Origin of the sequence: Streptomyces brevispora (assembly GCF_007829885.1) — a bacterium.
GTDB lineage: Bacteria > Actinomycetota > Actinomycetes > Streptomycetales > Streptomycetaceae > Streptomyces > Streptomyces brevispora.
On the sequence record NZ_VIWW01000001.1, the window covers coordinates 2,853,458 to 2,867,482 of the forward strand.

14 protein-coding genes are annotated in these 14,025 nt (G+C 68.7%); 6 read left to right on the top strand and 8 right to left on the bottom strand.

What is annotated here, in order from left to right:
- Window positions 1-703: 703 nt before the first annotated feature.
- Together FHX80_RS13140 and FHX80_RS13145 are read right to left on the bottom strand one after the other, a co-directional pair.
- The gene (locus tag FHX80_RS13140; RefSeq protein WP_145764363.1) at window positions 704-1,261 is read right to left on the bottom strand and encodes a flavoprotein; all 558 of its coding nucleotides are present in this window, start codon (window positions 1,259-1,261) and stop codon (window positions 704-706) included.
- Window positions 1,258-1,557, bottom strand: a complete 300-nt coding sequence (locus FHX80_RS13145) for a hypothetical protein (protein ID WP_208764646.1) — start codon at window positions 1,555-1,557, stop codon at window positions 1,258-1,260. Before FHX80_RS13145 ends, FHX80_RS13140 begins: the two co-directional genes overlap by 4 nt.
- A gap of 274 nt (window positions 1,558-1,831) precedes the next feature.
- On the opposite strand from FHX80_RS13145, the gene FHX80_RS13150 reads away from it, so the two are divergent.
- Window positions 1,832-2,056, top strand: coding sequence for a cold-shock protein (locus tag FHX80_RS13150; protein ID WP_145764364.1), 225 nt, complete (start codon window positions 1,832-1,834; stop codon window positions 2,054-2,056).
- Between the two features lie 146 nt (window positions 2,057-2,202).
- On the opposite strand, the gene FHX80_RS13155 is transcribed toward FHX80_RS13150, so the two are convergent.
- Window positions 2,203-2,970 carry a carbonic anhydrase gene (locus FHX80_RS13155; protein ID WP_244318245.1) on the bottom strand — a complete coding sequence of 256 codons (768 nt, stop codon included), beginning with the start codon at window positions 2,968-2,970 and terminating at the stop codon, window positions 2,203-2,205.
- Between the two features lie 478 nt (window positions 2,971-3,448).
- On the opposite strand from FHX80_RS13155, the gene FHX80_RS13160 reads away from it, so the two are divergent.
- The gene (locus tag FHX80_RS13160; RefSeq protein WP_145764365.1) at window positions 3,449-3,766 is read left to right on the top strand and encodes a hypothetical protein; all 318 of its coding nucleotides are present in this window, start codon (window positions 3,449-3,451) and stop codon (window positions 3,764-3,766) included.
- A 481-nt stretch (window positions 3,767-4,247) separates the two neighbouring features.
- On the opposite strand, the gene FHX80_RS13170 is transcribed toward FHX80_RS13160, so the two are convergent.
- From FHX80_RS13170 to FHX80_RS13180, 3 genes are all read right to left on the bottom strand, one after another.
- Window positions 4,248-4,847, bottom strand: coding sequence for a hypothetical protein (locus FHX80_RS13170; RefSeq protein ID WP_145764366.1), 600 nt, complete (start codon window positions 4,845-4,847; stop codon window positions 4,248-4,250).
- 532 nt (window positions 4,848-5,379) lie between these two features.
- Window positions 5,380-6,045 carry an ATP-binding protein gene (locus FHX80_RS13175; RefSeq protein WP_244318246.1) on the bottom strand — a complete coding sequence of 222 codons (666 nt, stop codon included), beginning with the start codon at window positions 6,043-6,045 and terminating at the stop codon, window positions 5,380-5,382.
- Complete coding sequence (locus FHX80_RS13180; RefSeq protein WP_145764367.1) at window positions 6,042-6,545, bottom strand: hypothetical protein; 504 nt, start codon at window positions 6,543-6,545, stop codon at window positions 6,042-6,044. Before FHX80_RS13180 ends, FHX80_RS13175 begins: the two co-directional genes overlap by 4 nt.
- Before the next feature lie 769 nt (window positions 6,546-7,314).
- Between FHX80_RS13180 and FHX80_RS13185 the strand changes: the two genes are divergently transcribed.
- The 3 genes from FHX80_RS13185 (at window position 7,315) to FHX80_RS13195 (ending at window position 9,528) form a co-directional block, all read left to right on the top strand.
- Complete coding sequence (locus FHX80_RS13185) at window positions 7,315-8,652, top strand: metallophosphoesterase (protein ID WP_425281684.1); 1,338 nt, start codon at window positions 7,315-7,317, stop codon at window positions 8,650-8,652.
- A gap of 8 nt (window positions 8,653-8,660) precedes the next feature.
- Window positions 8,661-8,993 carry a DUF234 domain-containing protein gene (locus tag FHX80_RS13190; protein ID WP_145764369.1) on the top strand — a complete coding sequence of 111 codons (333 nt, stop codon included), beginning with the start codon at window positions 8,661-8,663 and terminating at the stop codon, window positions 8,991-8,993.
- Window positions 8,994-9,156: 163 nt separating this feature from the next.
- Window positions 9,157-9,528, top strand: coding sequence for a DUF4259 domain-containing protein (locus FHX80_RS13195; protein WP_145767269.1), 372 nt, complete (start codon window positions 9,157-9,159; stop codon window positions 9,526-9,528).
- Between the two features lie 243 nt (window positions 9,529-9,771).
- Here the strand turns inward: FHX80_RS13195 and FHX80_RS13200 are convergent, their stop codons facing one another.
- Window positions 9,772-10,317: a hypothetical protein gene (locus FHX80_RS13200; RefSeq protein ID WP_208764647.1), complete on the bottom strand. Its 546-nt coding sequence runs from the start codon at window positions 10,315-10,317 to the stop codon at window positions 9,772-9,774.
- 345 nt (window positions 10,318-10,662) lie between these two features.
- Here FHX80_RS13200 and FHX80_RS13205 point away from each other — a divergent pair, with 345 nt between their 5' ends.
- On the top strand, window positions 10,663-11,169 hold the full coding sequence (locus tag FHX80_RS13205) for an SMI1/KNR4 family protein (RefSeq protein ID WP_145764370.1): 507 nt from the start codon (window positions 10,663-10,665) through the stop codon (window positions 11,167-11,169).
- A gap of 164 nt (window positions 11,170-11,333) precedes the next feature.
- Here FHX80_RS13205 and FHX80_RS13210 read toward each other — a convergent pair whose 3' ends face one another.
- A complete protein-coding gene (locus FHX80_RS13210; RefSeq protein ID WP_145764371.1) occupies window positions 11,334-13,745 on the bottom strand; it encodes a PA14 domain-containing protein in 2,412 nt (803 codons plus the stop codon).
- Window positions 13,746-14,025 lie beyond the last annotated feature (280 nt).

The following is a 14,025-nucleotide window of genomic DNA, read 5'->3' on the forward strand; positions in this document are numbered from 1 at the left end:
GGAGCGGACAACAGCGGTCAGGTGCGGCTTCCATAGACCGTGGCTATCCCCGCCGGCCGACGCAAAAGTGCAGTTCAGAGCCTCTTCTGCGACCCAAGAACCGTTGATTCCCAAGCTCAGAGCGCGAGTTCGATTCTCGTCACCCGCTCCATGATGACGGCCCTGGCCGGAGACCAGGGCCTTGCTCGCCGTCTGGACCTCTCGGCGGCTGCGGTGGCCACCTCGTGCCCCACCTCGCACGAAGGCCCCGTCCAGAAGGAGCCGCGGGGCGATGCCCGCCCCGAGCCCGACGAGCACGACCCCGGGGGTGTCTCAGGCCGCACCCGTGACATCAGGCCACGGTGGCCACGGAGCGCATCCCCCACCTCCTCGGCCGGCCGGACGACCGAGCCGACCAAGTCCTCCCCGGCCCCGCTGCCGATGCGCTCACCACTGCCATGACCGACGCGGAAGCGGCCGGCCACGACCCCGGCACCTGTTGCAACTCGCCGTGGACGAACACGCCCTGGACGACGCCCGTTCCCCAGCACGCACCCTGGCCTGGCGCGTAAAGCGGCTCTCGCAGCGGCCCGCACCGAGCCGGCGGGCTCTCACGGCACAGGCACGCAGCACCGTTCCACGCCCTGCGGCTCCCCCACTGCCTGCGGCATCGGCCACGCCCACCGCCACGCCTCGGCCTCGGCCTCGGCCTCGGCGGAGATGATCACGCCTGGGCTGCCACCCTGAGGGTGAGCAGATCGAGCGCTTCCTCCCAGTGGAAGCGTTCCGCGCCACCGTCGGCCTTGGGGTGGTGGGGTTCGTAGGAGCCGATCAGGATGCCCATCGCGTGCAGCTTCCGCAGGCTCTCGGCGTACGCGGGGTGGGCGGCCTGGGCGGAGTTCACGTACGGCAGGGCGGCGGTGGGAGTGCCGAGGCCGTACGACTCGCAGAGGATGCCCAGGGCCAGGGTGTCCGAGATACCGGCCGCCCACTTGTTGATCGTGTTGAACGTGGCCGGGGCGACGGCGATCGCGTCCGGAGCCGGAAGCGGACGAGGGTCGCCAGGAGAACGCCAGGCCGAACGGATCGGGTACCCGGTCTGGGCTTCGACGGCTTCCGCGTCGATGAACCGCAGGCCCTGAGGCGTGGCGACGACGCCCACGTTCCATCCGGTGTCCTGCGCCACCGCGACCAGCCGGCCGACATCTCCGGCGATGCCCGACCCACACACGACGACGTACAGAAACGGCTTCTTGGTCTGCTGGTCGGACTGCTCACTCACGCGGGAACTCCCAGTTGACGTCTGAACAGGTGCAGTTGAGGCAGCGTACGACGACGATCGCGAGCGGCCATGTCCGCGATCAGCCCCTGGATGGCCGGGCGCCGGATGTCCGGTGCCGCGCAGCTCTCGGCGACGCGGAGGTCCCGGTATCCGTCGACGGGCCGGCTCTGCCGGCTGTCCGCACGGGCCGTCTCGACCCAGAGGGCCGCGCGCCGCTCGGGAGCGGGGGTTGTGCCGTCGCACGAGGGGCCGCGCGGCGCGGCCTCCCAGGCGATCCCGCCGTCCCCCAAGAACACTGCCGCGCCGGCCCCCGTGCAGGCCGACGTTCGTGGGGCTGCAGTTAGAGCGCCCACCCGAGTTGTTTCGGGACGAAGAGTTCGTGCCAGAGCCGCACCGGATCGTGCAGGGGCCTCACGGGGAACAGCGGGGGACCGACCATGTGTGCGGCCCCGGCCGTCGACGCCGCTCAGTCGCAGGTCAGTACAACAAAAACCGGGGCCAAAGTAGTCAACCTTCCCAGGCCGAGGCACCAAGTAGGCCGACGCGGATGAAGCCCGTAGGGTGCCGCCCATGGTGACTGCGACGGTCCGTGAGTGGAACGACGAGGAAGGGTGGGGCGTGCTCGACTGCCCCGAGACTCCCGGCGGCTGTTTCGGCCACTACTCCGACATCCAAGCGAGGGGCTTCCACACGCTGTCGCCGGGACAACCAGTGGACCTCACGTGGGAAGCCCCCGGCTACAAACAGGACGGGTACGACTACCGCGCGGTGAACATCGTGCCTCGGTCCGTCTGACATCCACGCCTGACGTCAACGCCTGACGTCAACGCCTGACGTCAACGCCTGACGTCAACGCCTGACGTCAACGGCGGCAGAGGACCACGGGGCGGGTTCCACCGTCCTCAGTGACCGGGATCGCACCGAGGGCCCTCCTGCCCCGGTCATCCGACCGGGGCAGGAGGCCTGCCCGTCAGGACTTCCACCTGTCCGGTGTCGAGCGAGTAGTAGGCGCCGACCACGGCAAGGGCACCCTTCTTCACGAGAGGGGCGAGGTCCTGGTTGGAGCGGAGGTCGGCCGCGGTCAGCTTGACCTGGGCGCGGGCCATGGTCTCGACCGGGTCGGCACCGCCTTCCCTGACTGCCTGCTCGTACGCGGGCCGCAGGGCCTTGGCGATCGCCTCCAGGTTGCCGGGCAGCGGTTCGCCGTCACGGATGGACTCGTACGCCGCTTTGACGGCACCGCAACGCTGATGCCCAAGCACCACGATCAGCGGGGTGCCGCTCGTCATGGGCCCGTACTCCACGGAGCCAACGACCACCGGGCCGACAACCTGCCCGCCCGTGCGCATGACGTAGAGGTCACCCAGCCCGGTATCGAAGAGGAGTTCGGGCGGCACACGGGAGTCGATGCACGAGAGGACCACCCCGAAAGGCTCCTGCTTCTGGGCTACGAGCTGGCGCCGGTTCGGATCCCGGTCGGGATGCCGGAGGTCTCCGCTCACCCAACGCTTGTTGCCGTCCACCAGCCTCCGGAAGGCCGCCCCCGGCGTCGTCGGCGGCACTTCCGTCGTCGTCGGGGCTGCCGTGGTGGGGGCGGCCGTCGGCCCCAGGGAGGCGCTCGCCGACGAGCACGCCGTCAGCGCGCCTGCGGCAACCACGAGACCGCCGGCAAGCAATGTCCTCCGATGCGGCTGTCCTGCACTGTCCATAGGTCGTTCCTCTCGGTGCCGCTGAGCCGCGCCCGTACGCCTTGACCCTGATGACTATTCAGCGTGGTGCGGGTGATCCAGCGGCAGGCACAAGCGGCTGCGGGCTCCCGTACCCACGGACGGCCCACAGAAGTGGCTGCCGTACGCACCCCCGTCGACCCCTGCCCCGGCCGTGCCCTTCGGAGCGGTGAACAGCGGTGACCAGCGGTCAACACCGGTGCGCCAGGGGCCGCGCAGCAGGCTCCCGACCAAGCCATAGCAGCAGGTCAGGAACTGCACGCCCAGGAAGCGGGCGCGGTGTCAGCAAGCGGGGATGCGACTGTGCGTCGCTGATGGTGGTGCCGGGCCCGCACCGAGGTGCCCTCCGGGAGGATCTGAGACCGCGGGATCAAGCCGTTCGGGCATGACTCCGCGCCTTGGGGACGAAGCCGGCTCGTTCGCACCGAGCATCGACTCGAAACCTGACAGGGTGAGGATCATGCAGTACTGCGAACGCCATGAAATGCACCATTGCGCGGACTGCTCTCCGCGCGCACCTCGCGGCAGTGCGTCCACCGGCGAATGGGACGAGTGGCCGGCGACTGCGATCATCATCCACGCCAGCGGCAAGGCTCACCTTCCCGGCTGTACGCACATCGTCCCGGCCGACATCCGGCCGCCCCTTTACGGCTGGGTGCTCACCCCATCGTCGGGAGCATGGCGCCGGCTCACCCCCTCCTACCCGCTCTGTGCCACGCAGGGCAACACCGAGCGGGCGGCCGCGAGCCGCTGCAAGGACTGCGACGCCACGCAGTAGGGGCAACCGAGAGAACTGCTACGTATGACCAGCCGAGGCCGGCCCACCGGCGCGGGTGGGACGAGGGCTACAAGTCGGAACGCGAAAGCAGCGCAAGCTTCTCGGACTCCCGCATCGAATAGCCGCAGCAGCATGTCAGGGCGTTCGAAGGGAAGTTGGACCGTACATGGCGCGTGTACGACATCAACGGCAGAGCGCGAGTTCGATTCTCGTCACCCGCTCCATGAAGAAGCCCCGGGCCAACGGCCGGGGCTTCTTTGCCGCCTGGAGTCCTGCGGTCAGCCACGACCACCTGGACGCTGTCGCTGCGGAATCCAACTCCCGCCCACGCAGAACGCTCGGCTGGAGGCAACCAGCCGAGCGTCTGACCGAACTGCTGACAACAGCCGCTTGACCAACGGGCTGCTACGCCTTTCCCCATCCGTCACCGGGAGCGGGAGCGGGCTTGTGCCTCCGGTGTGGCCTCCAGGCTGCCCTCAGGTCAGATCGTCGGCGTGTCGTCGACGATCTCCTTGTGCAGTTCGGCAACGAACTTCCAGCCCTCGCTGGGCTCCAGGAACCGCACCCGGGTCGGGTAGATGTCCAGGGCGCGGCGGTCGCGGTTCTGCCCGTTCGTGTTCTTCCGCGCCCGGGCCGGCTCCTCGTAGAGGTCGACCTTGACGTCCGGTACCGCGACGACTTCCTCGCTCCAGCGCTGAACGACCCCCGCGCCGAACGCGTCCCGCGCGGCGGCGTAGAGCGAATCCAGGGATTCCTTGTTCCCGCTGGGCACGAAGAGAGCGAGGTTCAGGAGGACACCGGCACTCTGGAGAACCTCGATTTCCTCTCCCGCCTTGTCAGCGATCCAGATCCCACCCTCTTCGGCATTGTCCGGGAGGACGTGAATCTCCTCACCGAAAACTGTCCTCGCAGCGAAGGATCCTCCCTCGAAATTCTTGCCCGGTTCCGTAAGGAAAGCCGGGGCGTAGCAGTCGAGAGGAAGGACGCCCATCCCTGCCGAGACGAAGATAGCGTCCTGGAGGCCCAAGCCTGAAACCTCTTCGGCCGTAAGACGTCGAGCCGTAACCTTCTCGGTATTCACGCCATTCCCCTTTTAATCGCGGCGTCCTGTGAATTCATTAAGACTCTACCACGAAAATGATCAACCACTTCCCATTACGCAACCTCTCGCACCCACGGCGACACCGGCCAACCCTGCGAGTAATTCACCTTGGATGGGCAGCGGCCAACTCCCCCCGTATCACTCAAGAAGCACCGCACCCGTAGAGAAATGTGGCGACGCCCAGGAGGTGCCGTCACATTTCTGAACCGTTTTCAGTGACGACGTCAGTCACCGAGATACAGTCGGTCGAATTTCCCACGCAAGGACCGCGCGAGCCAGGGACAAGGCAAGCAACTTCCGCATTCAAGTGCCCTGCGTTCACACAAAGGACAAAACACCGAACTGGGCCCACAGAGTGATAACTTCTAGCGAAGTGGAAATCGGGTGGCTTTCCGATCTAAGCGACATATCGGCGGCCTCGATTTGCCATGCGGAGTTCTGCGATCACGGAGGCCGACAGCAGTCTCTGCCAGTTTCGAGAGAGAAGCCGGTGGGAGAGATCCCATGCCGCTCACAGTGCTCTGCTCAAGGAGCACTGATGACCGGCCGCATCACCGGCTGTTTCCTGATGAGTTCGATTCTCGTCACCCGCCCCATGAGAATGACCCGACCCAGCGGCAGGGCAGCTCAACGCGGGCAGAACGTGAATCGCCGGGCGGCTTCCGCAGGTGTGCCCCTTGCCCCCGCCCCGGGACGTCGCACACGAGGGCAGCGCCTTCCACGCGCAGCCGGGCACGGTTCGCTCCCGCCTCATGATGGCGGCGTAAGCACTGACGTCCGCAGCGGAGACGTCGTTCCTCTCCCGTTCCTCGTTCTGTCGGAGAAGGTCCGCCTCGTCCTGGGGGAAGCGCAGCACGGTGACCGGTGCACCGAATCGTTCAGCGATGGCCACCAGGCGTGTGCGTGCCTGGGGCGTGACGTTCGTCGATTCGGCGACCGCGATGCGGCCCGCAGCGAGTCTGGCGGTGATCCGACGGTCACGCTCGTCGAAAACTCGCGCATCAACCGTGTCGGAGGCGGCGTCCACCGCCTCGCCCTCGTGGAACTCCGCACGGATTTCGTCACTGGAGACAACGGCTTCCGGGTCGAGACTCCCCTGGGCGACCAGTTCACGGAGGAAGGCGGTCTTGCCCGAGGCCGGCGGTCCGACGAGTACGACGAGCCCTGTGGGGATCACCGTCGGCTCGGAGCTCGTGGCGTCTGACCTGACGGGGCGGACAGGCTTGCGCGGGCTGCGCTCATGAAGGCGGCCTTGTGCTCCTCCAAGTGTTCGTTGACCTCGGTGTCGCCGATCTCGCGCCACACCGCTTGGTTGAGCGCGCGACCATACGCGTGGACAGAGGCGTGCAGGTTCGGACGACAGAGCAGCACGAGGTGCCGTTCAGCGACCCAGAGTGTGGTCATGGCGGCGCCGGCCGATGCCCTCCAGTCGTCGTCATCGCCCCATGAATCAGGGCGGCCGTAAGCCGCTCGTTCGGCCTCCTGGGCGCATGCGATGAATTCCTTGATCGCCTGCAACTGTTCGGCCCGGCGCGCCTCGCCGGTGGCCGCCCTCAGGCGACGTTCCTCGGCCCGCTCCGCGGACCGCTGCGTGACACGCTGGGAGAGGGCCGTCAGCCCGCCACCGAGCGCGACACCCGTAAGCGAGAGGACCGAACTCCACACCTCCAAGGCCACGTTGTCCCCCTAAGACAAGTCCTTGCGCATCAGCGCGCACATGGTCTCGTACCTGCGCGGCGAACCCTCCGGCGCCTCCACGTACCGCGTCGGGCCGGCTGCCGTAGGCCACGTACCCCAGGCGTCGTACAGGACCCGTCGGTCAGCCGTAGTCCCCCCTCGGCCCACGGCCTCGTGCTGTCCCTCGAGGATGTCGTCAGCACCGAGGTCCGCGACGCCCTGGCCCACCGCGGACTCGCCGGAGGCCTGATCGACTTGCGGGACCTGTCCTCCGGAGCGGACAGCAACGGTCACGTACGGTCCCAGAGTTCTCGCCAACCCCGCCCGTTCCAGGCAGACATGCGGGCCAAGACCATGGCGACAGGTAAAGCACCCCCGATTCCCCATCCCGGAGGGCGAGTTCGGTTCTCGTCGCCCGCTCCGCAGCGAAGGCCCCTGTAGGCGACCAGGGCCCTCCTCGCTATCCAGACCTCTCCCCGACCGCGAACCGCTGCTGCTGAGGTACTAACCCTTGGGCACCGGGGCGCCTGGTGCGGCGACCGAGCCCGTGAATCCGCTCTGTGTCGTGAGGTAGAGGACGCCGCCCAGGCAGAGCGGCTCGGCAAGCGTACTGAGGTCCAGCCGACGCACAGCGGTTCCCGGTGGACATGGGTGACCACGGCGACTGTTCCCTGGTCATGGGAATCGTGCGTCATGGGACACCGGGTACCGGATGATGGGGGCCGGCGGTGGGACAGTGAATGCAGCGAGTGTGGTGAGGGGCGGCGCAGTGACAGACAGCGAATCCATCCGGTCGGAGTCGGACCTCCGGTCCCCCGGCAGGGAGTCGGAGAGCGTCGAGGCCGTCGCCCGGCCCGAGGGCGCGAGCACGAGCCCTCGCCGGTCCCTGCGTCGGCGCCTGGGCGGGGCCGTAGTCCTCCTCGTGCTCGTGATGCTGTTCTTCCTGCCCTGGTGGACGCTGTTCGCCTCCGGCGTCGACTGGCCGTTCCCGGCCTTCCTGGCCGGCACGGTCGTCTTCGCCTGCTGGCTGGTCTCGTTCCCCTTCCTGATGGCCGCGGGCCACGGGCACCGGCGGGCCGACCGGGCGGCCCGTGTCGCGGACAGCACCCTCGGGGTGATCTGGGTGCTGTTCACCTGGTCGGCGCTGGGCGGCCTGGTGCACCTCGTCCTGATCGGGCTCGACGTCGGCGGCGCCGACCGGGCCAGGATCATCGCTGTGGCCGTCGCCGTGGTCTCGGCCGGCCTGCTGGCCTGGGGGCACCACGAGGCCATGCGCGTGCCGGGGGTGAAGCGGCTGGACGTCCACGTCCCGCGGCTCGGCGGCGGTCTGGACGGGACCCGTGTCGTCGTGCTGGCCGACACCCACTTCGGGCCGATCGACCGGGCCGACTGGTCGGCCCGGGTCACCGAGGCGGTCAACGCGCTCGACGCGGACATCGTGATCCACGCCGGCGACATCGCCGACGGCACACCCGCCCAGCGCCGGGAGCAGTCCGCGCCGCTCGGGACGATCCGTTCACGGCTGGCGAAGGTCTACGTCACGGGGAACCACGAGTACTTCGGGGAAGCCCAGGGCTGGCTGGACCGCATGGCGGAACTGGGCTGGGAGCCGCTGCACAACCGCAATGTCGTGGTGGAGCGCGGTGGGGACCTCCTCGTCCTCGCGGGCGTGGACGACGTGACCGCGGAGTCCTCCGGACTGGCCGGGCACCGCGCGAACCTGCTCGGCGCGCTGGCGGGAGCGGATCCGGACCGACCGGTCCTGCTCGTCGCCCACCAGCCCAAGTACGTCCGAGAGGCCGCTGCGGCAGGCATCGACCTGCAGGTTTCCGGGCACACCCACGGCGGCCAGATATGGCCCTTCAACTTCCTCGTCCGGCTCGACCAGCCGGTGGTGCACGGCCTGAGCCGACACGGCGAGCGGACGCAGCTCTACACCAGCCGGGGCGCCGGCTTCTGGGGGCCGCCCTTCCGGGTCTTCGCGCCGAGCGAGATCACGCTGCTCACCCTGCGCTCGGTCGGCGGGCCCTCCGCCGCGGACCGCTCCGGAGACACGACCGCGGACGGCACGGACTTCACGGCGAGCACGGGCGACGACGACAGCTGACCGGGCCGGTGCTCCTCGCGGCGAGCCAGGACGGCGAAGGACATCTGCCCGCGGGCACCCACGCGATCGGCGGCTACTGGACCCGCACCAACAACCCGGAGATCGACATCATCGGCGCCGACCGCGCGCCGATCGCCAAGAAGATCACCCTCGTGGGTTCGGTCAAGTGGCTGGAGAAGAAGCCGTTCGACAACCGCGACCTCGCCCGCCTCATCACCCACCGCTCCCAGCTTCCAGGCGCCGACGACACCACCCCCTTGCTCGCCGTCACCCGCAGCGGCTGCACCGCCGACGGCGTCCCCACCCTCACGCCCGAGGACCTCCATGGCGCCTGGTCCTGAAATCCTGAATCCGTGACCGGCTGCGCCCTTACGTGCCGACCGACGCGGTGGACAGCGGTCAGCAGCGGCCCCGCAAGGACCCCGGCCCGCCCGGCCCCCGCTGTCAGTGCCCTCTGCTGTGATGACGGAGGGAAACAACGACGCACAACGCGGAGGCGGAACAGTGGGCACGTGGGGCGCGGGCAACTTCGACAGCGACACGGCGGCGGATCATCTCGCGGCAATGACCGACCGGCTGGTGACCGAAGTGACGGAGGCGATGGCCGGCGATCCGGTGGAGCTCGAACCGGACGAGTACTGGGGTGTGACCGTCCCCTGCAACCTGGAGCTGCTGCTCATGCTGGACCGGCAGGGATGGGTGGGCGTGACCCTGCCGTCGCCCGAGGTGATCCGGACCTGGCATCGGACGTTCCTGGCGGTGTGGGAGCGGACGATCGACGGCCTGGGGCCGAAACCCGCGTACAAGGAAGAACGCCGGGCGGTACTCAACGAGACGTTCGAGCGCCTGGCCGAGGCGTCGGCGGCAGCGCAGTAGGGGCTGCCGTTCCCGGCGGACGGACCTTTATCGCGGAGTACGCGACCGATCGCGGAGTGTGCGACTGGCATCGCGGAGTGTGCGACCGGCAAGGGGCGACAACTCCCCTCGGCGGACCTACGGCCTTCCAGGGCATCCCGGAACAGAATTCCGAGGGCGTGCGCGCGAAGGACGACCGAGCGTGCGGAAACCGCCCGCGAAAACGCGAAAGCCTCAAGCCCTGAACCCGGGAACAGCCCGCACTCAGCCGACCACGTGAATGAACGTCCCCTTTGTGGCGAAATCCCACAAGGCTTTTCCGTCCGCGACACTCTCACGAATGGCGCCGGTCATCACCGTGCTGTCCGGTGCGGGAGAGGCCCCGTCGACCGCGTGGGAGAAGGCCGATTTCGCCCCGAAATAGACCGCGTGCTCAATCCGTACGCCGTCACTTCCCGTGCCCTCCGCGCGGCGGAAGGCCACCGGGTACTTCCCCACCGCCGGGGGCACGTTGCCCGGCCACACCGTGAACGTACGGGCGGTGGACTCACTCTCGGAGATCAGCCAGACCCTTTTCAGGGAGAGCGAGTACACGACCCGCCGACCGGTCCCGGAGTCATCGGGAACCTTGTACACCTTGGGCTTGGTGGTGGAAGGGCGAGGCTTCGGACTCGGCTTGGAATCGGCACTCGCGGCAATCTTCGCGGGCTTGTTCCGGGAAGCCTGTACCGACAGAAAGGAAATCGCGGCGAGGGCGGCAACCAGCAGAACGACAAGCCAGACACCGGAGGATATCCTGCGGGTCGACACCAGACTGCTCCCTCTATGTCACGCTCTGCCCTTTACGGGTCAGCGTTCTCGGTGATCAGCCTATCGGAGCCCCAGGGCTTCGGCGTAGTCGCGTGCCGCCCGGTTCGTGGTGGCCTGCCAGGTCAGCCATGGGGCCCGGAAGGGGTGACAGGCGCGGCTCCCGGGGTCATGGAGTTCTCTGCGCCCCGTCACGAGGATCGCGGCCGATGTCGCCTGCCTGTCGGCAGGGGTTTCAGCCGGGCCTGCATCAGTGCTGATCGCCAAGCCGAGAGCTCGGCCTTCGTCACACGTCGGCCGTCGGCGTCGGCCGTCGACAAACCGTGGACAGCCATCGAGGATCTGCGGGTGACTGATGACGAGCTCATAGCGGCTGCCCGCACCCACGCGAGGGACGAGGAACTTCCCCGCCCGGCCGTGCCGGAGGATGTGGCCGCAGTCGAGCGGACCGTGGGGCACCCGATGCCCCGGCTGCTGAAGAGGGTCTACCTCGAAGCCTCCAACGGCGGCTTCGGTCCGTGGGGGGCCGTGTCCCTGACGGACACGGGTGACTGGTTCAGTGACTGCGAGGACCTCGCGATGGCCTACCGCGATTTCACCGATCCCGAGCGCGGTCTCCCGCCGGGGCTCGTGCCGTTGATGGACCGCGGCTGTGCCATGTGGGCGCTGATCGACTTCAAGACGGCGGACGGGCAGATGTGGGACTGGGATCCCCACCTCTGCTGCACGGAGCACGCCCTGGCGCCCCTTGGGCAGTCACTGCCCGAGTGGCTGGCCGGTTGGTTGAACGGCACCATGCCCGACGGGTCCTATCCGCATCGTGAGCGGGCCTCCCGGGACTGCCCCGCTGGATGAACACCTTCTCTCGTCCGTGCTGTCCCTTGCTGCACAGCGGGGACAGGGACAAGCACATGAGGAGGGGACCGAAGAATCCTCCGGTCCCCTCCTCATGCCTCACGTCTCACGCATCACGTCTCACGCATCACGTCTCATGCATCACGTCTCATGCATCACGTCGGTCAGAGCCAGGAGTCCCAGATGCCGTACGCCGTCGATCGGGTCACGGCCTCGGCGCCCGAGGCGTCCAGGCGTACGACGCGGTAGTAGTGCAGGCCGAGCAGGTCCTCGTACACCGTGGTGTCCATGAAGAACCCGGGGCCACCCGTCGCGCCCTCGGCCAGGGTGACGTACGCGGCCGTGGCCGGGTCCCAACGCTCCACGCGGTAGCTCGCGAACCGGGAGCAGTCCCCGAGGCCGGAGCTCTCGGAGCAGCCGACGTACAGCTCCGGGTACTGGCCCTCGTGGACCTCGGTCCCCGTCCAGCCCGGCGGCCGGGTGTCGGGCAGGGCGACCGAGACCTCGGCGGGGTGGAGGACGTCGAGCGGATCTTCGTCGTGCAGGAGCCGGTCGTCCGTGGCGGCCACCCTGTAGACGTGGGTGGCGCCGTCGGGGACCGTCGGGCAGAGCATCTCGGTCCTGGTCAGGGAACTGCCGAACCAGCAGTTCTCCTTCCACACCGTCTCGCCGCTGTCCGGGTCGGTGACGCCCTGCCACACGTGGTAGCCCCTGACGTCGGCATCGGCGGGCGGCGTCCAGGCCAGCCGGACTCCGAGCGGGACGCGTTCCGCGGTCAGGTTCTGCACCGGGGCGGGCCGTTCGGTGTCCGGGGTGGTGGCCGTGGCGGCCGGGCCGGGCTGCGAGACGTGCCCGTACCGGTCGGTCGTCACGACCCGGTACTCGTACGTCGTCTCCGACTTGCCCTGGACGTCCCAGCAGGTGCCGTTGACCTGTGTGCGAGCGGACAAGGGGGCATTGCTGTCCGCCCAGGTCCAGTACGTGGACGGGTCCGCCAGCGGCTCGTGCCACGGGGTGAACGGCTTGCACTTGTCCACGACGGCGGTCTCACCGGTCACCGTGTCGGTGCGGACGATCTTGTATGTGGGAAGGGGGCTTTCGTCGACGGTCCACGGGTCGACGCTGCTCCAGCTGACCATCACACCCTCGTCGAACCTGCCGGCGGTGGTCTTGAACGCGGAGATCGCTTCCGGCCGTTCGGCCATCTTCAGCGTGAGCTCCAGCGGCGCGGCGGCGTTGCCCTTGGCATCCACCGAGCGGACCGCGTACCGGTAGCTGTCGGCGACGGCGGCCAGTTGGCGCGGCACCACGTCGGTCTGCGTGGTGGTGCTCTTCGCGGGCAGGGCGTTGTCGTAGCGGCCGGTCGCCGGGTCGTACTGGAGGACCTGGTACGAGGCGGCCCCGGTGACGGGCGACCACAGCAGATGCGGAACGCCCGACCGGTACTCGACGCGGAGCCGCGCGACGGGGGCCGGCGGGGTCAGGTCGGGGGTGGTGAACGTGCGGGCGGCCGAGTACGCCGACCAGTTCCCGGCGGCGTCCCGGGCCCGGCCCCGGTAGGTGACCTTGCTGCCGTCGGCGGGATAGCCGGTGTCGCAGACAGCGCCCTTGACGCCGGAGTAGATGGTGCTCCAGCGGTTCGTGCCGGCGTCGAGCCGCTGCATCTCGTACCGGACGATGTCGGCGGCGTTCTTCACCGTGGTGACCAGCTCCGGGGCCGCGTAGGGCTGGCCGGACGGGCACGCGTCCCACTCGAGGAACGGCGCGGCGGGCGGCGTCTTGTCGACGGTGGTGACGAGCCGGTCGGTGCTGCCGCCGGAGACGTTGCCCGCCTTGTCGACGGCCCGCGCCTCGTAGTAGTAGGCCGCGCCGGTCTTCGGCAGGGTGCTGTCGGTGTACGACGTGGCGGTGGTCGTCGCGAGCGGCTTGCTGCCGTACGACGAGCCCTTCAGCCGCCGGTAGACCCGGTAGTTCGCGAGGTCCATCTCTTTGTTCCTGGACCAGGTGAGCTTGGCCGCGCCGGTGGCGGTGCTGTAGGTGAGGGCCGCGCCGGTCGGGGGGAGCGGCTTGACCTTGTCGACGCCGACGGAGGTGCGCGGCGCATAGGTGAACTTGACGTTCGCGGTTCCCGTCCAGTTGACGAAGTCGATGCGGAGCGCGTGCTTGCCGCTGGGGATCGTCAGGTTGACCGTCTTCTTGGCGGTGGTGGAGACGTTCTTCCACAGGTCGATCTTGCGGACGCCGTCGAGGTGGACCCGTATGCCGTCCTGGGCGGACGCCGTGAACGTGAAGGGGCCGCCGGAGCCGAAGTCCCGCGTCACCGACCAGCGCACGCCGAAGTTGTCGGACCGTACGCCGGCGACGGGTGCGCCCTTGCCCCAGTTCTGGTTGATCGCGGAGTCGCAGTCCGTCTTCTTCGGTGTACCGGAGAACGTCGTGTTCGCGAAGAACTGCCGTTTGAAGACGGGGGAGGCGCAACTCACCGCCGCGGAGGCGGGTGCGGCGGTGGCGCAGAGCAGTCCGCCTGCCGTGGCCAGGACCAAGGCGGTGGCGGTGGTGCGTCCGGCTGGTTTCATCAAGTTCTTCAGTCCTGTTCGGCGACGGATGTCGATCAGACGTCGCTGAAGAGGACCGACAAGATCGCCGAAGGGTTGTACGAGCCCCGGTCGCTACCTGCGGCGGCTGACGGTCCGGCCGTCCGGGGCCGTCCGGGGCCCGCAGGGCAGTGTCTCCGCTCCGGCCGCCATCTCGCCGGTCACCCAGTAGCCCGAGGCGGTTTGGTCGCGTCGTTCCGGAAGCCCTCGTCGCCGGGGCACGCGTGATTCAGCCGGTGGGTCCGCTCACCGCGTCACCCGA

Excerpts from the sequence above, each read along its gene's own strand:
- FHX80_RS13150 (WP_145764364.1), top strand. The coding sequence starts at position 1,832 with ATGGTGACTGCGACGGTCCGTGAGTGGAACGACGAGGAAGGGTGGGGC.
- FHX80_RS13155 (WP_244318245.1), bottom strand. The coding sequence starts at position 2,970 with ATGGACAGTGCAGGACAGCCGCATCGGAGGACATTGCTTGCCGGCGGT.
- FHX80_RS13160 (WP_145764365.1), top strand. The coding sequence starts at position 3,449 with ATGCAGTACTGCGAACGCCATGAAATGCACCATTGCGCGGACTGCTCT.
- FHX80_RS13210 (WP_145764371.1), bottom strand. The coding sequence starts at position 13,745 with ATGAAACCAGCCGGACGCACCACCGCCACCGCCTTGGTCCTGGCCACG.